Source organism: Streptomyces sp. B1866, assembly GCF_031932565.1.
GTDB lineage: Bacteria > Actinomycetota > Actinomycetes > Streptomycetales > Streptomycetaceae > Streptomyces.
On the sequence record NZ_JAVSCF010000037.1, the window covers coordinates 16,552 to 35,982 of the forward strand.

General features: G+C 73.3%; 15 protein-coding genes and 3 pseudogenes. 6 read left to right on the forward strand and 12 right to left on the reverse strand.

What is annotated here, in order from left to right; translation table 11 throughout:
* Positions 1 to 74: 74 nt before the first annotated feature.
* The 4 genes from RKE29_RS08365 to sodN all read right to left on the reverse strand — a co-directional run bounded on the left by RKE29_RS08365 (position 75) and on the right by sodN (position 2,663).
* Entirely contained in the window at positions 75 to 293 is a 219-nt protein-coding gene (locus RKE29_RS08365) for a hypothetical protein (RefSeq protein WP_312004441.1), read from the reverse strand.
* The gene (locus RKE29_RS08370) at positions 290 to 733 is read right to left on the reverse strand and encodes a hypothetical protein (RefSeq protein WP_312004442.1); all 444 of its coding nucleotides are present in this window, start codon (positions 731 to 733) and stop codon (positions 290 to 292) included. The genes RKE29_RS08365 and RKE29_RS08370 overlap by 4 nt, the downstream gene beginning before the upstream one ends.
* Before the next feature lie 56 nt (positions 734 to 789).
* Positions 790 to 2,019: a helix-turn-helix transcriptional regulator gene (locus RKE29_RS08375; RefSeq protein ID WP_312004443.1), complete on the reverse strand. Its 1,230-nt coding sequence runs from the start codon at positions 2,017 to 2,019 to the stop codon at positions 790 to 792.
* Between the two features lie 248 nt (positions 2,020 to 2,267).
* Entirely contained in the window at positions 2,268 to 2,663 is a 396-nt protein-coding gene (gene sodN / locus RKE29_RS08380) for a superoxide dismutase, Ni (protein WP_312004444.1), read from the reverse strand.
* 147 nt (positions 2,664 to 2,810) lie between these two features.
* On the opposite strand from sodN, the pseudogene sodX reads away from it, so the two are divergent.
* Positions 2,811 to 3,230: pseudogene (gene sodX / locus RKE29_RS08385) on the forward strand (nickel-type superoxide dismutase maturation protease); the annotation flags it as partial.
* Here the strand turns inward: sodX and RKE29_RS08390 are convergent.
* A complete protein-coding gene (locus RKE29_RS08390; RefSeq protein ID WP_312004445.1) occupies positions 3,176 to 3,844 on the reverse strand; it encodes a CGNR zinc finger domain-containing protein in 669 nt (222 codons plus the stop codon). The pseudogene sodX and the gene RKE29_RS08390 overlap by 55 nt on opposite strands.
* A gap of 74 nt (positions 3,845 to 3,918) precedes the next feature.
* Between RKE29_RS08390 and RKE29_RS08395 the strand changes: the two genes are divergently transcribed.
* A complete protein-coding gene (locus RKE29_RS08395) occupies positions 3,919 to 4,695 on the forward strand; it encodes a class I SAM-dependent methyltransferase (protein WP_312004446.1) in 777 nt (258 codons plus the stop codon).
* Positions 4,696 to 4,741: 46 nt separating this feature from the next.
* Here the strand turns inward: RKE29_RS08395 and RKE29_RS08400 are convergent, their stop codons facing one another.
* The 3 genes from RKE29_RS08400 to RKE29_RS08410 form a co-directional block, all read right to left on the reverse strand.
* Positions 4,742 to 5,512 carry an amino acid ABC transporter ATP-binding protein gene (locus tag RKE29_RS08400; protein ID WP_312004447.1) on the reverse strand — a complete coding sequence of 257 codons (771 nt, stop codon included), beginning with the start codon at positions 5,510 to 5,512 and terminating at the stop codon, positions 4,742 to 4,744.
* Positions 5,509 to 6,447 (reverse strand): amino acid ABC transporter permease, encoded by a 939-nt coding sequence (locus tag RKE29_RS08405; protein ID WP_312004449.1) that lies wholly within the window; start codon positions 6,445 to 6,447, stop codon positions 5,509 to 5,511. Before RKE29_RS08405 ends, RKE29_RS08400 begins: the two co-directional genes overlap by 4 nt.
* 141 nt (positions 6,448 to 6,588) lie before the next feature.
* Positions 6,589 to 7,551, reverse strand: a complete 963-nt coding sequence (locus RKE29_RS08410) for an ABC transporter substrate-binding protein (protein ID WP_312004450.1) — start codon at positions 7,549 to 7,551, stop codon at positions 6,589 to 6,591.
* Between the two features lie 524 nt (positions 7,552 to 8,075).
* Between RKE29_RS08410 and RKE29_RS08415 the strand changes: the two genes are divergently transcribed.
* Both RKE29_RS08415 and RKE29_RS08420 read left to right on the forward strand, forming a co-directional pair.
* Positions 8,076 to 9,299 carry an NADP-dependent malic enzyme gene (locus RKE29_RS08415; protein WP_312004451.1) on the forward strand — a complete coding sequence of 408 codons (1,224 nt, stop codon included), beginning with the start codon at positions 8,076 to 8,078 and terminating at the stop codon, positions 9,297 to 9,299.
* Between the two features lie 245 nt (positions 9,300 to 9,544).
* A complete protein-coding gene (locus RKE29_RS08420; protein ID WP_312004452.1) occupies positions 9,545 to 10,507 on the forward strand; it encodes a zinc-binding dehydrogenase in 963 nt (320 codons plus the stop codon).
* Between the two features lie 144 nt (positions 10,508 to 10,651).
* Here RKE29_RS08420 and RKE29_RS08425 read toward each other — a convergent pair whose 3' ends face one another.
* The 3 genes from RKE29_RS08425 to RKE29_RS08435 form a co-directional block, all read right to left on the reverse strand.
* The gene (locus RKE29_RS08425) at positions 10,652 to 11,944 is read right to left on the reverse strand and encodes a helix-turn-helix transcriptional regulator (protein WP_312004453.1); all 1,293 of its coding nucleotides are present in this window, start codon (positions 11,942 to 11,944) and stop codon (positions 10,652 to 10,654) included.
* Positions 11,944 to 12,867, reverse strand: coding sequence for a DUF4097 family beta strand repeat-containing protein (locus RKE29_RS08430; protein ID WP_312004454.1), 924 nt, complete (start codon positions 12,865 to 12,867; stop codon positions 11,944 to 11,946). Before RKE29_RS08430 ends, RKE29_RS08425 begins: the two co-directional genes overlap by 1 nt.
* Before the next feature lie 269 nt (positions 12,868 to 13,136).
* Complete coding sequence (locus RKE29_RS08435; protein WP_312004455.1) at positions 13,137 to 13,316, reverse strand: DUF6104 family protein; 180 nt, start codon at positions 13,314 to 13,316, stop codon at positions 13,137 to 13,139.
* Between the two features lie 336 nt (positions 13,317 to 13,652).
* Here RKE29_RS08435 and RKE29_RS08440 point away from each other — a divergent pair.
* Both RKE29_RS08440 and RKE29_RS08445 read left to right on the forward strand, forming a co-directional pair.
* Positions 13,653 to 15,288: pseudogene (locus RKE29_RS08440) on the forward strand (SpoIIE family protein phosphatase); the annotation flags it as partial.
* A gap of 67 nt (positions 15,289 to 15,355) precedes the next feature.
* A pseudogene (locus tag RKE29_RS08445) lies at positions 15,356 to 15,837 on the forward strand (sugar ABC transporter permease); the annotation flags it as partial.
* 140 nt (positions 15,838 to 15,977) lie between these two features.
* On the opposite strand, the gene RKE29_RS08450 reads toward RKE29_RS08445, so the two are convergent.
* Positions 15,978 to 19,431, reverse strand: a 3,454-nt coding sequence (locus RKE29_RS08450; RefSeq protein WP_312004456.1) for a multifunctional oxoglutarate decarboxylase/oxoglutarate dehydrogenase thiamine pyrophosphate-binding subunit/dihydrolipoyllysine-residue succinyltransferase subunit, incomplete at its 5' end; no start/stop codon positions are given.

The window sequence follows — 19,431 nt, forward strand, 5'->3', positions numbered from 1 at the left end:
GGCAGCGTCGGCCGACCGGGGTCATGTGACGCGCGTGGTGGGGCGGTCCGTTCGCCGGGCGGTCCCGGCGGGGTCTACGGGGTGGGTTCGGCGGTGTCCGGTGCGGATACGGGCACGTGCCGTTCGGCGGAGCCGGACAGCAGGTCGGCAGCGTGGTCGCCCAGCGCCCAGGCAGGACCGGCGAGCCCCAGCAGCGCCAGGATGATCAGAGCCATGCCGCTCGTGGTGTCGATGCGCTCCGTGGCGCTGGTCCGGTCGGGACGCGCGGCGCGATGCCGTCCGTGGGCGCTCATGGCGAACCCCCGAGGGCACGCTCGCGTTCGACCAGGATGCGCGCGGCCTGGGCGTGCAGGCGCTCCATGTCGGGTGGCGTGAGGACCAGCGTCGACTCCGTACTGCCGCCGTCCTCGTGGTGCACCAGGATGGCCAGCGAGCCCTGGCGGGCGCGGCGGTCGTAGACGGCGTCGCGCGTGACGAGGGTCGCGTGGGTGACCGTGGTGGGTACGGGCCGCAGGGTGCTGCCGTCGCCGGGGGCGGACCAGTGGTCGCCGCCGCCCGGCGGGCTCAGGTGGTACGTGGTCGTGACGCCCTGGCCGGGAAGGGCCACGACGACCCCGACCCGGCCGCCCTTGGGGCTGTCGGCGGCGAGGTCGCCGAGCCGAGGGCGGAACGGGGTCGCGGTGCTTAACCCGTGGCCTTGCGAAGGGATATGAGGTGTTGGTCGTCCAGTCATGCCCCCGAAGCTAGGGACGAGGCAGAGGGCGGATATGAACCGGAGGAATACGAGCCTTATCCGTCCAGGTGGAAGCGGTCGGACATGCGCCGCAGCTTCTCCCGGGTCGTCGTCCGCTCGGCGTAGACGATGCTGCGCAGGGTCGATCGGGCGATGGGATGGTTGCGGACGAGCTGCGGCGCGATGCGCTCGGCCTTCTCAAGCTCCGCCAGGGCCTTGTCGCGGTTCCCGTTCCACATCCAGGCCCGTGCGACGTCCATGCGGTAGTGCCCCTGCCGGGACTTGGGCAGGGCGGCGACGAGTTCCGGGCTGGTGCGGCGGTTGAGCGCCAGGGCCTTGCGCTGCTCACCCATCTCCAGGGCCACACTGATGGCGTGGATGTGGACGTTGCCGGGCGAGAACGTCAGCGAGTGCCGGTCGTACACCGGGGCTCCGGCGTACGCGGTCATCCGGTCGGCGGCCGTCTTGGCCAGGCCGATGCGGTCGTCCGCCTCGGCGGCCCGGCCTGCCCGCGCCGCCGAGACGGCCGAGCGGAGTTGGAGGGTGCCCCAAGCGCGCAGCGCCAGCGGCTCGCCGCGCTCGTACCCGTCCTGAAGGGTGCCGATCGCCTTGTCGGACAGGGCCAGGGCGTCGGCCCAGTCCGCCGTGGCCCACATGTCCCACACCCGCATCCAGTCGGCCACCGCCGGGAGGACCGGATCCCCTGACAGCCCGGCCGCCCAGGCCGCCCGCTCGCACGCCATGGCGATCAGCTCCGGGTGGCCCAGCGCGTGCGCGGCGGTGTGAGCGAACTTGCAGCACACCGCGTAGACCGCGTACGCCTCTTCCCGCTCGTGTCCGGTGGCCACCTCCGCCAGGGCGCGAGCCTCGCGGAACAGGTCGGGCAGGACACGCAGGATCGCCACGTTGGAGGCGGTGTCCCGCAGCCGGTGCAGGCGGGTGGCCTCCCGCCACAGCTCGCGGGCCGGTCGGGGGGTGCCGTCGAAGACGGGCGCGAGGTCGTAGCGGCGCAGCTCCCGCAGGATGGAGGACGCGGCGACCTGCCACTGGTTCTCCTCCGGCGAGCTGTTGTACGGACGGCCGATCAGGTCGTTGGGATGGACGTGCAGCTCCGCCGCGAGCTGGCTGAGCAGCCCCACCCGGTCCAGCTCGATCAGGCCGCGCTCCATCTTCGACACCCAGCCCTGCGACTTGCCCAGAGCGGCGGCGAGGTCGGCCTGCGGCATCCCGAGCCGCAGCCGGGCGCGACGGGCGCGCCGACCGATCTCCTCAGCTTCCTCCAGCATCAGGACCCTCCCACCGCTGACAGACCGACAGGAATGGAACGACGTGCCGAGCGCCGTGGTTTCCGCCGCTCGTATCTCGTCAGCAGCACCGTACTCATGTCGGCGAGGCTCGCGCGCCCCTGCGGTCCGGTGAAGACGACCGCACCCGGCCCGTCAGGGACTCCCCAGCTTGGGAGCCCTGCGGACCGGGTGCGGACCGGAGACCACCGACGATCGCATCTGCGCAGGTCAAGCGGCCTAGGCAGAGATCAAGCCTTCTTGGTCTCCCAGAAGATCTTGTCAATCTGGGCGATGTAGTCCAGCGCCTTCTGGCCGGTCGCCGGGTCCGTGGACGCCTTGGCCGCGCTGAGCGCCTTCAGGGTGTCGTTGAACAGCTGGTGAAGCTCGGGGTACTTCTCGAAGTGCGGGGGCTTGAAGTAGTCGCTCCACAGCACCGAGACGTGGTGCTTGGCCAGCTCGGCGCGCTGCTCCTTGATGTCGGTGGCGCGGGCGCGGAAGTGGGGGTCCTCGTTGGCCTGGTACTTCTCCTGGACGGCCTTGACCGACTCGGCCTCGATGCGGGCCTGAGCGGGGTCGTATACGCCGCAGGGGAGGTCGCAGTGCGCGCTGACCCTCACCTTCGGGGCGAACAGGCGGGAGAGCATAGGAGCTGTCCTTCCTCGTGATCGTCTTCTCAGGTGGGAGATTACTCGGTGGGGGAAGGCTTTTCTCGGGTGCCCCGGTGGGCTTAGGTCAAAAGTCCAGTGGCAGCCTGGGACCAGTGGACGAAACAGACCGGAGGTGCCGTCGTGATGCGGGAGCTGGTCCACGAGCGCGGGTCGGAGGAGGAGCGCGAGCGTCGCGGGCTGCTGAGGCTCGGGCTCGCCGAGGTGTACAACCCGTCGATGGTGCCCACGCTCAGCCCCGGTGACCAGCTCGTCGTCCGCTACGGGGCCCCGGTGCGGCCGGGGGACGTGGTGGTGCTGCGGCATCCCTTCCGGCAGGACCTGCTGATCGTCAAGCGGGTGGCCGAGCGGCGGCGCGGCGGGTGGTGGGTGGTGGGGGACAACCCGTACGTGGAGAACGACAGCCGGGAGTTCGGCGTGGTGCCGGACGAGCTGGTGGTGGCCAGAGTGTGGATGCGGCTGCGGCCGCCGCCGAGTGCGGAGCGCGGGGGTCAGCGGTCGGTGGGCGGGATGCTCGCGTGGGCGGTGTCGGCGGTGCGGCCGGTGCGGTCCGGGCGGTCGCTGCGGGGGGCGCTCGGGGGGCTCGCGGAGCGTTCGGCGTCCAGGCGCCTGCGCCGGGCGCGGTAGGCGGCCACGTTGGCGCGGGTGGCGCAGCGGTCGGAGCAGTAGCGCCGGGAGCGGTTGGTCGACGTGTCGACGAAGGCGTTGCGGCAGGGGGCCGCCTCGCACAGCCCGAGCCGGTCGGGGCCCAGCTCGGCGAGCTGGACGGCCAGGCCCATGGCGGCGGTCGCGGTGTAGCCCGCGCCCGCGGTCCCGGCGTGGTCGGCCAGGTGCAGGTGCCACTTCGGGCGGCCGTCCTCGTCGCGGAACTCGTGCCCGGAGATCTGCGGGCTCACCGGGAACTCCAGCAGCAGCGCGTTGAGCAGGTCCACCGCCCGTACCTCGTCGCCCTCCGAGGCGGCCTCGAACACCGCGCGCAGCCGCGCCCGGGCCGACCGCAGCCGGGTGATGTCGGCCTCGGTGGCCCGCCGCGCCATCTGCTGCGACGCGCCGAAGAGCGCCCGTACGGCCGCCAGCGAGGTGAGGCTGTCGGTGCCGCGGCCGGGCTCCTCGCTGTTGACGAGGCGCACGGCCAGATCCGCGTAATACGCCAGTTCCACTTGTGGTCCTTACCGAGCGCGCCTAGGGTTCAGTAATGGATGCTACGGGTTAGAGGGTATTACGGGGAGGCGTGATGACGGACACCGTGACCGCACCGGACTGGCGCGCGTGGCAGGACAGCTGGGACCGGCAGCAGGAGTGGTACATGCCCGACCGCGAGGAGCGGTTCCGGGCCATGCTCGACGCGGTGGAGGCCGTGGCCGGGCCGGAGCCCGCGGTGCTCGACCTCGCCTGCGGCACCGGCAGCATCACCGACCGGGTGCTGCGCAGGTTCCCGCGCGCCGCCAGTGTCGGCGTCGACCTGGACCCGGCCCTGCTGACCATCGCGCGCGGCCACTTCGCGGGCGACCCGCGCGTACGCCTGGTCACCGCCGACCTGCGCGACCCGCGGTGGACCGACCGCCTGCCGCACCGTGCCTTCGACGCGGTGCTCACCGCCACCGCCCTGCACTGGCTGCGCGAGGAGGAGCTGCGCGCCCTGTACGCGCAGGTCGCCGGCGTCGTACGGGACGGCGGCGTGTTCCTGAACGCCGACCACATGCCGGACGGGTCCACCCCGCGGCTGAACGCCGCCGACCGCGACCACACCCGCGCCCGCCAGGAGCGGGCCCGGGCCGAGGGCGCCTGGGACTGGGCCGACTGGTGGCGGGCCGCCGCCGAGGACCCGGTGCTGGCCGCCCCGGTCGCCGAGCGGTTCCGCATCTTCGGCAACCCGCTCGCGGGCGACCACGCCGACGGCGAGACCCAGTCCCCGGCCTGGCACGCGCACGCGCTGCGCGAGGCGGGGTTCGCCGAGGCCCGTACGGTCTGGTGCTCGCTGTCCGACGCCGTGGTGCTCGGGCTGAAGTGACCCCGGCCGTCGCGGTCGGCGGGCCGCCGACCGCGACGGCGGCGCCCTACAGCACCTTTGACAGGAACGACCGCGTCCGCTCGTGCCGCGGGTTGGTCAGCACCTCGCGCGGGTGCCCGGCCTCCACCACCACGCCGTCGTCCATGAACACCACCGAGTCGCCGACCTCCCGCGCGAACCCCATCTCGTGCGTCACGACGATCATCGTCATGCCGTCCTCGGCGAGCCCCCGCATCACGTCGAGCACGTCCCCGACCAGCTCCGGGTCCAGCGCCGAGGTGGGCTCGTCGAAGAGCATCAGCTTCGGCTCCATGGCCAGCGCCCGCGCGATGGCCACCCGCTGCTGCTGGCCGCCGGAGAGCTGGGACGGGTAGCTGCCGGCCTTGTCGGCCAGCCCCACCCGGTCCAGCAGCCGCCGCGCCCGGTCCCGCGCGACCGCCTTGGCCTCCCGCTTGACCTGCACCGGCGCCTCCATGACGTTCTCCAGGGCCGTCATGTGCGGGAAGAGGTTGAAGCGCTGGAAGACCATGCCGATGTCGCGCCGCTTGGCGGCCACCTCGCGGTCCTTCAGCTCGTACAGCCGGTCGCCGCGCTGCCGGTAGCCGACCAGCTCGCCGTCCACGGACAGCCGCCCGGCGTTGATCTTCTCCAGGTGGTTGATGCAGCGCAGGAAGGTCGACTTCCCCGACCCCGAGGGGCCGATGAGGCAGCACACCTCACGCGGCGCCACCTCCAGGTCTATGCCCTTGAGGACCGGCACGAGCCCGTACGACTTGTACACGCCCTCGGCCTTCACCATCGGGACGGCGGTGGTCATGCGCGGGCCTCCTGCCTGCCGCGGCCGACGGAGAACACGGCGGTACGCACCCGCTGCCACGGGGTGGGCGGCAGGCTGCGGCTCGACCCGCGCGCGTAGTACCGCTCCAGGTAGTACTGGCCGATGCTCAGGACCGAGGTGAGCAGCAGGTACCAGGCGGCGGCCAGGAACAGCATCTCGGCGGTGGCGCCGGACTCCGAGCCGACCTCGTTGCCCGCCTGGAGCAGGTCGAAGTACTGCACGGCGATGACCAGCGAGGTCGTCTTGAGCATGTTGATGAACTCGTTGCCGGTCGGCGGCACGATCACCCGCATGGCCTGCGGCAGCACCACCCGGCGCAGCGTCCGCGCGTGGCTCATGCCCAGCGCGTGCGCGGCCTCGGTCTGTCCCTCGTCGACGGCCTGGAGGCCGGCCCGTACGATCTCGGCCATGTACGCGGCCTCGTTCAGGCCCAGGCCCAGCAGCGCGGCCAGGAACGGGGTCATGAAGTCCGACCACTCGTCCTTGTAGACCGGGCCCAGGTTGATGTACTGGAAGATCAGGCCGAGGTTGAACCACAGCAGCAGCTGGACGTACACCGGCGTGCCGCGGAAGAACCAGATGTAGCACCAGGCGATCGAGCCGGTCACCGGGTTCTTCGACAGCCGCATCACGGCCAGCACGACGCCCAGCGTCACGCCGAGCGCCATCGAGGCGACCGTGATCAGGGCGGTGTGGCCGACGCCGGTGAGGACCCGGTCGTTGAAGAAGTAGTCCGGGATCGTGCCCCAGCGGACCTGGCCCTGCGCGAACGCGTAGCCCAACAGGCCGACCAGGGCCAGGACGACGACGGCCGAGATCCACCGCCCGTAGTGCCGGACGGGCACGGCCCTGATGACCTGCGGGACGGGCGGCGGGGCGTCGGTGGGGTCGGGTTTGGCCAGCTCAGTGGTCACGGGTGCATGCCTTTCGGTACGGCTGGCGGGCGCGGGGGCGCCGGGAGGCCCCGAGGCGGCGGGGGCGCTCGGGCCCGGGGGCCTCCGGGGCGGCCGGGACGCCCGGGGCGCCGGGGATGCCCGGGGCGCCGGGGGCGGCGCTCAGGTGCCGCTGTTGATCTTCGCCTCGGTGACCGCTCCGCTCTCCATGCCCCACTTCTTCACCACCTTCTGGTACTCGCCGTTCTTCATGATCGCCGCGAGCGCGTCCCGCAGCGCGTCCCGCAGCCGCGTGTTGCCCTTGGCCAGGGCGATGCCGTACGGAGCCGCCTCCACCTGCTCGCCGACCAGCCGGAAGTCGTTGCCGCCCCCGGAGGTGCGCACGGCGTACGCCGCCACCGGGAAGTCGCTGGCGCCCGCGTTGGCGCCGCCCGCGCGCAGCCGGGTCTGCGCCTCGGTGTCGTCGGCGAACGCCTCGATGGAGATCGTCTCCTTGCCGCCGCCCGCGCACTTCTTCGACTGGTCCTTGGCCAGGTCGTGCGAGACGGTGTTGCGCTGCACGACGATCCGCTTGCCGCACAGGTCATCCCAGGTCGTAATGCCCTGGTTGTCGCCTTTACGCGTGTAGATCGAGACGCCGGCGACGAGGTAGTCGACGAAGTCGACCCCCTCCCCGACCTTCTTGCCGGTGCCCGGGTCGACGCCGTCCTGGCGGCTCCTGCTGTCGGTCATCGCCGACATGGCCACGTCGTAGCGCTTGGCGCGCAGGCCCGTCAGCAGGGTGTCGAACGTGCCGTTGTTGAAGACGAAGCGCACGCCGAGCTGCGCGCCGAGCGCGTCGGCGAGGTCCGGGTCGAAGCCGGTGACCTTGCCGTTCTTGCGGAATTCCACGGGCGGGTACTTGATGTCCGAGCCGACCCTGATCACGCCCGACGCCTGGATCCGCGGCGGCAGCCGGTCGAAGAGCGGGGCCTTGTTGCCCGCCGCGCGCTTTCCGCCGCCGTCCACGTCATCGGTCTGGTCGCCACACGCGGCCAGCAGCAGCGAGCCGCTGACCGCGATCGCGCCGACGGCGGTGGCCCGGGCTCTCCAGGCCGCCCGTCGGCGGGTGGTACAGACACTCATGCTGGTCCTCCTGCGGGGTAGGGGAGTGGCCGTGCGGGTGGCGGGCGGGCGCCTTTGCGCGCCGTACCTTGTGTGATTGGGGCATCTTGCCATCCGGTACGGCTCGTTCGGGCGGCCGGTCATGTCAAAATCGGATAACGGGCGACCCCCGTGGTGTGCGGATGCGAAATGCGTCCGCGGCGAGTGCGCAAGCGGCGGCATCCGATAAACGGAAGGAGATCTTCATCACGCCTGCCGGCGACCCTCAGGTCCGGTGGGCGTGTGACGTGCCCACATCCGTGGCCGTACCCCCTCCGTGGCATCGGCGTCGCGGAACTCACTCGCCCCCGGAAACGCCCTTCAGGTAGAACAGACGGTTATACCCCTCACCCGGGGCTCAGGGCGCATGTGCGGCGCGCCCGGTGTCCGTATCCCGACTCCGCGCGGCGGCCATCCGCCGGACGGAGATCCGGACACAGTGCCCGCCCGCTCCCCAACCAGGGGCGGTTACCCTCAACGGACTGAGACATAAGGGGTCACATACAGTGGCAGCGGAGATCGAAAATCCTCGCGGCGGAAGTGACAGCGGCCAGCAGGGCGCTGCGGACGGCGGCGAGCCCGTCGATCCGGCGTTCGCGTTGCACCGAGGCGGCAAGCTCGCCGTCCAGGCGACCGTGCCGTTGCGCGACAAGGACGACCTGTCCCTCGCCTACACGCCGGGCGTGGCGAAGGTGTGCAGCGCCATCGCCGAGCAGCCCGAGCTGGTCTACGACTACACCTGGCGCTCCCAGGTCGTGGCCGTGGTCACCGACGGCACCGCGGTCCTCGGGCTCGGCGACATCGGGCCCGAGGCGTCCTTGCCGGTGATGGAGGGCAAGGCCATCCTCTTCAAGCAGTTCGGCGGCGTCGACGCCGTGCCGATCGCGCTCGACTGCCGGGACTCGGACGAGATCGTGGAGACCGTGGCCCGGCTCGCCCCGTCCTTCGGCGGCATCAACCTGGAGGACATCTCCGCTCCGCGCTGCTTCGAGATCGAGGCGAAGCTGATCGAGCGGCTGGACATCCCCGTCTTCCACGACGACCAGCACGGCACCGCGGTCGTCACCCTCGCCGCCCTGCGCAACGCCGCCAAGCTGACCGGCCGGGCGCTCGGCCAGCTGCGCGCCGTGATCTCCGGCGCCGGCGCGGCCGGGGTCGCCATTGCGAAGATCCTCATCGAGGCGGGCATCGGGGACGTGGCGGTCACCGACCGCAAGGGCATCGTCTCCCGCGACCGCGAGGACCTGACGGACGTCAAGCGCGACCTGGCGTCCTTCACCAACAAGGCCGGCCTGACCGGCTCGCTGGAGTCGGCGCTGGACGGCGCGGACGTCTTCATCGGCGTCAGCGGCGGCACGGTGCCGGAGGAGGCGGTGGCCAAGATGGCGCCGGGCGCGTTCATCTTCGCCATGGCCAACCCGAACCCGGAGATCCACCCGGACGTGGCGCACAAGTACGCGGCCGTGGTCGCCACCGGGCGCAGCGACTTCCCCAACCAGATCAACAACGTGCTCGCCTTCCCCGGCATCTTCGCCGGGGCCCTCCAGGTGCGCGCGTCCCGGATCACCGAGGGCATGAAGCTGGCGGCGGCCGAGGCGCTGGCCGCGGTCGTGGCCGACGAGCTGTCCCCGGACAAGGTCATCCCCTCCCCGTTCGACGAGCGGGTGGCCCCGGCGGTCACCTCCGCGGTGGCGGCCGCGGCCCGCGCCGAGGGCGTGGCGCGGATCTGATCCCCGTCCGGCCGCCCGGGCGCCGTCCGGCGCGGGCGGCCGGGACCGGCGGCGGCAGGGCCTGCGTGGCCCCTGCCGCCGCCGTGTGTCGTCCGGTGCCGCCGCCGGTGCCGTACGGGCCGGGCCTGGCCGTACGGGCGCGGCCGGCCGTACGGGCCTGGTGGCCGTATGACGTCCGGTGCGCGGCGTGTGTCACAGGGCGACGTGCTTCCACTGCCCGGGCACCGCGGCCTATGGTCGAGATCATGTTCGCTGCCTACGCTGCACGTATCGACCGCGACCAGCCGCTCAACGGCCTCGAACTGGGCGAGCGCCCCGAGCCCGAGAAGCGGCCCGGCTGGAGCACCATCACCGTCAAGGCCGCCTCCCTCAACCACCACGACCTGTGGTCGCTGCGCGGCGTCGGGCTCGGCGAGGAGTCGCTGCCGATGATCCTCGGCTGCGACGCGGCGGGCCTCGACGAGGACGGCAACGAGGTCGTCCTGCACTCCGTCATCGGCCAGTCCGGCCACGGCGTCGGCCCGAACGAGCCCCGCTCCCTGCTCACCGAGCGCTACCAGGGCACCTTCGCCGAGCGGGCCACCGTGCCCACCTGGAACGTGCTGCCCAAGCCCAAGGAGCTGTCGTTCGAGGAGGCCGCCTGCCTGCCGACGGCCTGGCTGACCGCCTACCGCATGCTGTTCACCAACGCGGGCGTCGGCCCCGGCGACACCGTGCTGGTGCAGGGCGCGGGCGGCGGCGTGGCCACCGCCGCGATCGTGCTCGCCGCCGCGGCGGGCCTGCGGGTCTTCGCCACCAGCCGGGACGAGGCCAAGCGCAAGCGGGCCGTGGAGCTGGGCGCCGAGGCCGCCTTCGACTCCGGCGAGCGGCTGCCGCGCCGCGTGGACGCGGTCATCGAGACGGTCGGCGCCGCCACCTGGTCGCACTCGGTCAAGTCGCTCAAGCCCGGCGGCAGCCTCGTCATCTCCGGCGCGACCAGCGGCCAGACCCCGAAGTCCGGCGAGCTGAACCGGATCTTCTTCCTGGAGCTGAAGGTCGTCGGCTCCACCATGGGCACCAAGGACGAGCTGGAGAGCCTGGTCAGCTTCTGCGTCGCCAAGGGCATCCGGCCGGTCATCGACTCCGTGCTGCCGCTGGACCGGGCCCGGGAGGGTCTGGAGAAGATCGCCGGCGGCGACCTGTTCGGAAAGGTCGTACTGACGGTTTGACGTGCTCCCTGGCCTACCGTGCACGAGCTCGTCAGCGTCCAGGGATTCCGGCGGCGATACCGGGCCGGGCCCCCGGGCCCGTACCCCGGGGGCCGGGCCCCCGGGGTCCGTTCCCGGTCGGCGGGGGCCTTCCCCGGTCCGGGCCTACCAGTCCGTACCGTTCCCGCCCCGGCCGTCCCCGGCCGGGCCGCCGCCGTCCCGGCCGTCCTTCCGCAAGCCCTCCGAGCCCGGCGCCCCCGCGCCCCGCCCGTCCGTACCCCGCCTGTCCGTACTCCGCCCTTCCGGGGCCTGGCCGCTCGCGGGCCTGCCGCGCAGCAGGGCGTCGAGGCGTGCGGCCGTCGCCGCCAGCCGGGTGCGGGCCTCGGCCAGCTGGGCGGGCGTCACGCCGTGGTCGCGGGCCGCGTCCCGGACGCCGTCGCGGAAGCGGTCCAGCAGCCGGTCCAGGTCGCGCGCGGGGTCGCGGGAGGGGGCGAAGTCCCGGGCCCACGCCGGTTCCGCCACGCCGGCGCCGTCCGCCCCGCCGTCCGCCTCGCCGTCCGCCCCGTCCCCGGCCTTCCGGCCGCCGGCCTTCCCGTGCGTACCGCCCGCGGCGCGCGCGTCTCCGGCACCGTACGGCGGGCCCTCGCGCCGTGCGGTGAACGGGCCGTCCGCGCCCCAGTCGGTGGGCGCCGCGCCCTGCTGCGAGATGCGCGCCATCGACCGGGACACCTCGCCCAGCCCCTCCCACACCGCGCGCTGCCAGTCGCCCGCCCGGATGTGCTCCCGCGTCTGCTCCTGGACGCGCCAGGCGAGCCGCTGCACCTCCTCCAGCGCGATGTCCTGCGCCTCCCGCGCCTGCCTGCGGGCCCGCTGGGCGTCCTGCCGGGCGCGGCGGCTCTCCTCCTTGGCCCGGCGCGCCTGCTCCTTCCACTGCTCCTTGGCGCGCCGCATCTCCTCCTTCGCCTGCCGCCACGCGTCGCGGTCGGACCAGGCGTCCTGGCCGTCTGCGGCGCTCCCGCCGCCGTCCCCGTCTCCGTCCCTGTCCCCGGGGCCGCGGCCGCTGCCGGAGGTACGCGTCCGGGCGGCGGCCTCGCGCACCTCGCGGCGCAGGTCGCGGGCCGAGCCGTGGACGTCCTCGCGGATCTCGGCGGCCAGTTCGGCGACCGACTCGCGGATCTCCAGCTCCAGGTCGGCCAGTTCGCCGCCGCGGTCGGCCAGCTCGGCGCGGCCGGCGTCGGTGATGGCGTAGACCTTGCGGCCGCCCTCGGTGGTGTGGGTGACCAGGCCCTCGGCGGCCAGCTTGGCCAGCCGGGGGTAGACGGTGCCGGCCGAGGGCGCGTAGAGGCCCTGGAAGCGCTCCTCCAGCAGGCGGATCACCTCGTAGCCGTGGCGCGGGGCCTCGTCCAGCAGCTTCAGCAGGTACAGGCGCAGGCGGCCGTGGGCGAACACCGGGGGCATCAGAGGACCTTTCCGTGCGAGTCGTCCCGTCCGGCGGCGGGCGCGCCGCCGGGGCCCGTCCCGGGCACACCTTCCGGAATGTCGTCTTCCGGGAGGTCGTCGTCGGGCGGTTCGGGCCGGCGCAGCAGCGCGATGGCGCCGGAGACGGTCGTGGCCCTGAGCCGGCCGCTGCCCGCGCCGAGCGTGCCGGTGACGCGCTTGGCGCCCCACTGGCCGGTGACCCGCAGGTCCGCGAAGGCGTTGGACACCGGCCCGCTGGCCGTGTTGGCCTCGACCTCCGCGTCGGCCGGATGCGGCAGCCGGATGGCGATCTCGCCCGAGACGGTCGTCAGGCTGATGTCCGAGCCCTTGGAGGTGGCGGCGAGGTCGAGGACCATGTTGCCGCTGACCGTGTCGGCCTTGACGGCGGAGCCCGCGCCCTCGATGACGGTGAGGTCGCCGGAGACCGAGTTGAACCGCAGGTCACCGGCCACCGCCTGGGCCTCCACCCGTCCGGAGACGGTGTCGGCACGGACCGCGCCGGTCAGCCCGACGAGGGTGATGTCGCCGGAGACGCCGCGCACCTCGGTGTGCCCGGTGAGCCCGGAGACCACGGCGGAGGCGCCGACGACGCCGACCGAGGTCCGGGTCCCGGTGGGCACGGCGAGGGTGACGTGCGCCCTGCGGTTCCAGCCCTTGCGGTCGAGCCACCGCAGCAGGCCCTTCCACGGCAGGTCGTCGTATACGACGCTCAGCGTGCCGCCCTTGTGCGTGACGGTCAGCGGCGGGCCCTGGAGCTCGGACAGCTCCAGGCGGGCCGGGCCGCCGTCGGTGCCGACGACGTTGACCGTGCCGCCCACGACGCGCACGTGGAGCGTGGAGACGGGGACGTCGAAGGTGAGTTTCTGCGGCACGGTGATGGACCACTCGGACCGGTCTGACATCCCTGGCCTCCCCAATGGCTGTCCTGGTGGCCGCCCCCGGCCGGGGGCCCGGACCGGGCCCGCCGCAGCCGCCGCGAAGGCGGCCGGGCGCGGGCGGTTCGGGCGCGCGGCGGCGGGGGCGCGCCGACTGGCGGGCGCATGACGCAACCTATATCGCGTCTCCCGAGAGACACGATATATCGCGGCACCGGAGAGTCAAGAGCGCCGGGGAGGCGGGAGCGCCAGGGGAGTCCCGAGCGCCGGGGGTCACGAGGGCCCGGCACCGCCCGTCACGCGTCGTCCTCGTCGTCGAGCCGGGCCAGCCAGGTCGCCAGGCGCTCGACGGGCACCTCGAAGTCGGGGTTGAGGTCCACGAACGTCCGCAGCTGCTCGGCGAGCCACTCGAACGTCACCTCCTCCGCGCCGCGCCGCCGCTCCAGTTCCTCGATGCCACGGTCGGTGAAGTACAAGGGGTGCTCCGAGGGGTCGGGGACGGGGTGCGGAGCCCGCGGCCCCGCGCGGCCAGGATAGGCGGCCCGGGGGACCGGCCGCCGGGTCCGCTCACGTCCGCGCGGACGTGAGCGGCGCGGGCCGGAGTGTGCGGCGTGGGGCCGGAGGGTGCGCGGGCCGGAGGTGCGCGGCCGGGCGCGGCCCTGTCGCCGCCTGGGGCCCGCTTTCCTACGCTGGAAGTGCTCGGACCGGCGGCAGGCGCGGACGATGGGACGAGGGCGATGTCCGACGTGGGCGATCCCCGGGTTCCCGGCGAGCCTGACCGGCCCGGGCCTGACCCGGACGGCGGGCCGCCCGCCGACGCGCACCTCCGGCCGGACACCGGCGAGCTGCCCGCCGTACGGCGGCTGTCCGCGTCCCTGGCCACCGCCGTGACCGTACGGGACGTCAGCGAGGCGGCGGTCGCCGCGCTGCGCGGCCTGGGCGCCGACCGGGCGGCACTGGCCGAGTCCGAGGCCGACCGGCTGGTGGTCACCGCGCTCGACCCGCCCGAGCGCGCCGCCTGGCCGGAGAACTGGCGCTTCGAGTGGCCGTACGTGCCCGCCCGCGCCCTGCCCGCGCTGGAGGCGGCGCTGCGGGCGGGCCGCATGAGCGTGTGGCCCGCGGACGAGCTGTTCGAGCCCGGCATCGCGGGCGTCGGCCCCGGCGGCCTGGCCGTGCTGCCGCTCGCGGCCGACGGCCGGGTGGTCGGCGTGTGCCTGGTCGGCTGGTCGCGGCCGCACGCGTTCGGCCCACGGGAGGGGGACGTGCTGGCGGCCGCGGCCGGACTGGTGGGCCAGGCCATGGTGCGGGCCCGCGCGGCGGACGCCGAGCACGAGCTGGCCGCGATGCTCCAGCGCAGCCTGCTGCCCCGTACGCTGCCGCGGCTGCCCGGCGGCGTGGCCATCGCCCGCTACCTGCCCGCGACGGTGGGCCTCGACGTCGGCGGCGACTGGTACGACGTGATCCCGCTGTCCGACCGGCACGTGGCCCTCGTCATCGGCGACGTGCAGGGGCACAGCGCCGCAGCGGCGACGATCATGGGCCAGATCCGCACCGCGATCCGCGCCTACGCCGTGGAGGGCCACGCGCCCGACGTGGTCTTCTCGCACGCCAACCGGCTGCTGCTGGGCATGGAGACCGACCTGTTCGCCACCTGCGCCTACATCGCCCTGGACATGGAGGAGGGAGACGCCTGGCTGGTCCGCGCCGGGCACCTGCCGCCGGTGCTGCGCGCCCCGGACGGCGGCACCCGCGCGCTGGAGGTCGAGGGCGGGCCCCCGCTGGGCGTGGTGGCCGACCCGGAGTACCCGATCAGCGTCGTCGGCCTCGAACCCGGCGCGGTGCTGGCCCTGATGACCGACGGCCTGGTGGAGTCCGCCGCGCTGAGCCTGGAGGACGGCCTGAGCCGGGTGTGCGGCGTGCTGTCCGCCACCAGCCCGGCCGACGTCGCGTGGCTGGCGGACGCGCTGCTCGGCGACGCCAGCCGGCGCGACGACGACGTGGCGCTGCTGCTCCTGCGCTACGACGGCATGAAGGTCAAGCCGCGCCGGGCCGGCTGGACGCTGTGGCGGCTGCCGGACGCCGTCGGCCACGCGCGCCGCTTCACCGCGCGCACGCTGCGCTCCTGGCGGGTGGCGGACGGGGCCGACACCGTCCTGCTGGTCGTCTCGGAGCTGATGACCAACGCCCTGGTGCACACCCAGGGCCAGGTCCGGCTCGACCTCACGCTCAGCGCGGACCGGCTGCGGGTGGCGGTCAGCGACGCCTCACCCCGTACGCCGGTGAAGTCGGCGAGCACCGACTGGGAGGCCACCGGCGGCCGGGGCGTCCTGCTGGTGGAGGCGGTGGCGGAGGCGTGGGGCTCGGTGCCGCTGAGCGGGGGGCAAGCAGGTCTGGGCGGAGGTCGCCGTGCCGCCCCGGGAGCGGGACCCGGCCGACGGCGGGTCCTGAGGCGGCGGCGGGTCCTGAGGCGGCGGGTCCCGTCGTCGGCGGCTTTCCGGCGGCGCGCGGCCCGGCCCTGCCGCTGGCCCTGCTGGTCCTGGTCGCCGTGCTCGCCGGCCTGGACCTCGTGCTGCGCCGCAGCCGTACGGGCGGTCGGTGCTCGCGCTCGGCGGCGGCATGGAGGCGGCCCGCCGTGCCGGCGTCAGCGTGCTGCGGGTGCGGGTGTCGGTGTTCGCGGTGGCCGGGACCATGGCCGCGGTCGGCGGCCTCTTCCTGGCCTCCCGCATCGCTTCCGTGGGCCAGACGTCCGGCTCGACCAACCTGCTGATCAACGTCATCGCCGCCGCCGTCATCGGCGGCACCAGCCTGTTCGGCGGCCGCGGCCGCACCTGGTCGGCGCTGCTGGGCGTGCTGGTCATTCAGTCGATCGCCTCCGGCATGGCCCTGCTGGGCATCGGAGTGGCGGTCCAGTACGTGATCACCGGCAGCGTGCTGCTGGCCGCCGTGGTGGTCGACTCGCTGTCCCGCCGCCTGCACCGGACGCCCGCCCGCGGCTGACCACGCCACCGCACCCCGCCCGGCCCGGCACGCCCGGCCCGGCCTTACGCGCCGAAGGCCCGGTCCCGCAGGGTGCGGGGCCGGGCCTTCGGCCTGGCTGGGCGGTGCCGCCGGGGCGGTAAGGCCCCGGCGGCGTGGTGTCAGGCGTCGAAGGCCTCCGCCACCAGCGCCTGCTGCTCCGCCTGGTGCCGCTTGTTCGAGCCCACGGCCGGGGAGGAGGAGTGCGACCGGGAGACGCGGATCAGCCGGTCGACCGAGGGCAGCTTCGCGTTCGGGCCGGACGACAGCTCCGGGTGGTCGACCAGGTTCTGCAGAAGATAAGGCCACGCGCCCTGGTTGGCCGGCTCCTCCTGCGCCCACACGAACGTCTCGGCGTTCGGGTACTTCGCCAGCTCGGCCTGGAGCTCCGCCACGGGCAGCGGGTACAGCCGCTCCAGGCGGACCAGGACGGTGTCGTTCGCGCCGCGCTTGTCGCGCTCCGCCGCCAGGTCGTAGTAGACCTTGCCGGTGGTGAGCACGACCTTGCGGACCGCGGCCGGGTCGGGCACGTCGTCGCCGATCACCGGGCGGAAGCCGCCCGAGGTGAACTCCTCCGCCGCGGACGTGGCCGCCTTCAGGCGCAGCAGCAGCTTGGGCGTGAAGACGACCAGCGGCTTGTGGTGCGGGTTGTGCACCTGCCAGCGCAGCAGGTGGAAGTAGTTCGACGGCAGCGTCGGCACGGCGACCGTCATGTTGTTCTGCGCGCACAGCTGGAGGTAGCGCTCGATGCGGGCCGAGGAGTGGTCCGGGCCCTGGCCCTCGTAGCCGTGCGGCAGCAGCAGGGTGACGCCGGAGGTCTGGCCCCACTTCTGCTCGGCCGAGGAGATGAACTCGTCGGTGACGGTCTGCGCGCCGTTGGCGAAGTCGCCGAACTGCGCCTCCCACAGCACCAGCGCCTCGGGGCGGGCGAGCGAGTAGCCGTACTCGAAGCCCATCGCCGCGTACTCGCTCAGCAGCGAGTCGTACACGTTGAACCGGGCCTGGTCCTCGGACAGGTACAGCAGCGGGGTGTAGTCCTCGCCGGTCTCCCGGTCCACCAGCACCGCGTGCCGCTGGCCGAAGGTGCCGCGGCGGGAGTCCTGCCCGGCCAGGCGCACCGGGGTGCCCTCCAGCAGCAGGGAGCCGATGGCGATGGCCTCGCCCATGGCCCAGTCGATCGAGCCGTCCTCGATCATGCCCGCCCGGCGCTGGAGCTGCGGCAGCAGACGCGGGTGGACGGTGATCCGGTCGGGCAGGTTGACCTGGGACTCGGCGACCCGCTTGACGATCTCCTGGCTGACGGAGGTGTCGACGGTGACCGGGAACTCCGGCTGCGGCTCGGGCACCGGCACCGGCGACGGCTGGGCGGTGGCGTCGCGCACCTCCGCGAACACCTTCTCCAGCTGGCCCTGGAAGTCCTGGAGCGCCTGCTCGGCCTCCTCCAGCGTGATGTCGCCCCGGCCGATCAGCGACTCGGTGTACAGCTTGCGCACCGAGCGCTTCTTGTCGATCAGGTTGTACATCAGCGGCTGGGTGAACTGCGGGTTGTCGGCCTCGTTGTGCCCGCGGCGGCGGTAGCAGATGAGGTCGATCACCACGTCCTTGTTGAACGCCTGGCGGAACTCGAAGGCCAGCCGGCCGACGCGGACCACGGCCTCCGGGTCGTCGCCGTTCACGTGGAAGATCGGCGCCTCGATCATGCGGGCCACGTCGGTGGCGTACATCGAGGAGCGGGAGGCGGTGGGCGCGGCGGTGAAGCCGACCTGGTTGTTGATGACGATGTGCACGGTGCCGCCGGTGCGGTAGCCGCGCAGCTGCGACATGTTCAGCGTCTCGGCCACGACGCCCTGGCCGGCGAAGGCCGCGTCGCCGTGCAGCGCCACCGGCAGGACGGTGAAGTCCGTGCCCGCCTTGCCGATGATGTCCTGCTTGGCGCGGACCACGCCCTCCAGGACCGGGTCGACGGCCTCCAGGTGGGAGGGGTTGGCGGTCAGCGAGACCTTGATCTGCTCGCCGTCGAGGCCGGTGAAGGTGCCCTCGGCGCCCAGGTGGTACTTCACGTCGCCGGAGCCGTGCATGGACTTCGGGTCGAGGTTGCCCTCGAACTCGCGGAAGATCTGCGCGTACGACTTGCCGACGATGTTGGCCAGCACGTTGAGCCGGCCGCGGTGGGCCATGCCGATGACGACCTCGTCCAGCCGCGACTCGGCGGCGGCGTCGATGACCGCGTCCAGCAGCGGGATGCTGGACTCGCCGCCCTCCAGCGAGAAGCGCTTCTGGCCGACGTACTTGGTCTGGAGGAACGTCTCGAACGCCTCCGCCGCGTTCAGCCGGCGCAGGACGCGCAGCTGCTCGTCGCGCTCGGGCTTGGAATGCGGCCGCTCCACCCGGTCCTGGATCCACTTGCGCTGCTTGGGGTCCTGGATGTGCATGTACTCGATGCCGGTGGTGCGGCAGTACGAGTCGCGCAGCACGCCGAGGATGTCGCGCAGCTTCATCATCGACTTGCCGGCGAAGCCGCCGACGGCGAACTCGCGCTCCAGGTCCCACAGGGTCAGGCCGTGCTCGGTGATGTCCAGGTCGGGGTGCTTGCGCTGGCGGTACTCCAGCGGGTCGGTGTCGGCCATGACGTGGCCGCGCACCCGGTAGGAGTGGATCAGCTCGAAGACCCGGGCGGCCTTGGTGACGTCGTCGTCGTGCGAGGCGTCGATGTCGCGCAGCCAGCGGACCGGCTCGTACGGGATGCGCAGCGACTCGAAGATCTCGTCGTAGAAGCCGTTCTCGCCGAGCAGCAGCTGGCTCATGACGCGCAGGAACTCGCCGGAGGCGGCGCCCTGGATCACCCGGTGGTCGTAGGTGCTGGTCAGCGTCATGACCTTGGAGACGCCGAGCCGGTTCAGGGTGTCCTGGGAGGTGCCCTGGAACTCGGCCGGGTACTCCATCGCGCCCACGCCGATGATCAGGCCCTGGCCGGGCATCAGGCGCGGCACGGAGTGCACGGTGCCGATGCCGCCGGGGTTGGTCAGCGAGGCGGTGACGCCGGAGAAGTCGTCCATCGTCAGCTTGCCCGCGCGGGCGCGGCGGACGATGTCCTCGTACGCCTGCCAGAACTCGAAGAAGTTGAGCGTCTCGGCCTTCTTGATGGCCGCGACCACCAGCTGCCGGTCGCCGTTGGGCTTGACCAGGTCGATGGCCAGGCCCAGGCCGACGTGGTCGGGCTTGACCAGCGTCGGCTTGCCGTCCTTCTCGGCGAACGAGTGGTTCATCGACGGCATGGCCTTCAGGGCCTGCACCATGGCGTAGCCGATGAGGTGCGTGAAGGAGACCTTGCCGCCGCGGGCGCGCTTGAGGTGGTTGTTGATGACGATGCGGTTGTCGAACAGCAGCTTCACCGGGACCGCGCGGACCGAGGTGGCCGTCGGCAGCTCCAGCGACGCGTTCATGTTCTTGGCCACGGCGGCGGCCGGGCCGCGCAGCGGCACGAACTCCGGGCCGCCCGCCGCGGCGGCCGGCTCGGCCTTGGCCGCCTTCGCGGGCGCAGGCGCGGGCTGGGCGGGCGCGGGCTGGGCGGCGGCC

Bases quoted from the DNA above. Each gene is read 5' to 3' on its own strand.
- RKE29_RS08365 (WP_312004441.1), bottom strand. From the start codon at position 293: ATGAGCGCCCACGGACGGCATCGCGCCGCGCGTCCCGACCGGACCAGC.
- RKE29_RS08370 (WP_312004442.1), bottom strand. From the start codon at position 733: ATGACTGGACGACCAACACCTCATATCCCTTCGCAAGGCCACGGGTTA.
- RKE29_RS08375 (WP_312004443.1), bottom strand. From the start codon at position 2,019: ATGCTGGAGGAAGCTGAGGAGATCGGTCGGCGCGCCCGTCGCGCCCGG.
- sodN (WP_312004444.1), bottom strand. From the start codon at position 2,663: ATGCTCTCCCGCCTGTTCGCCCCGAAGGTGAGGGTCAGCGCGCACTGC.
- RKE29_RS08395 (WP_312004446.1), top strand. From the start codon at position 3,919: ATGACGGACACCGTGACCGCACCGGACTGGCGCGCGTGGCAGGACAGC.
- RKE29_RS08400 (WP_312004447.1), bottom strand. From the start codon at position 5,512: ATGACCACCGCCGTCCCGATGGTGAAGGCCGAGGGCGTGTACAAGTCG.
- RKE29_RS08410 (WP_312004450.1), bottom strand. From the start codon at position 7,551: ATGAGTGTCTGTACCACCCGCCGACGGGCGGCCTGGAGAGCCCGGGCC.
- RKE29_RS08420 (WP_312004452.1), top strand. From the start codon at position 9,545: ATGTTCGCTGCCTACGCTGCACGTATCGACCGCGACCAGCCGCTCAAC.
- RKE29_RS08425 (WP_312004453.1), bottom strand. From the start codon at position 11,944: ATGCCCCCGGTGTTCGCCCACGGCCGCCTGCGCCTGTACCTGCTGAAG.
- RKE29_RS08430 (WP_312004454.1), bottom strand. From the start codon at position 12,867: ATGTCAGACCGGTCCGAGTGGTCCATCACCGTGCCGCAGAAACTCACC.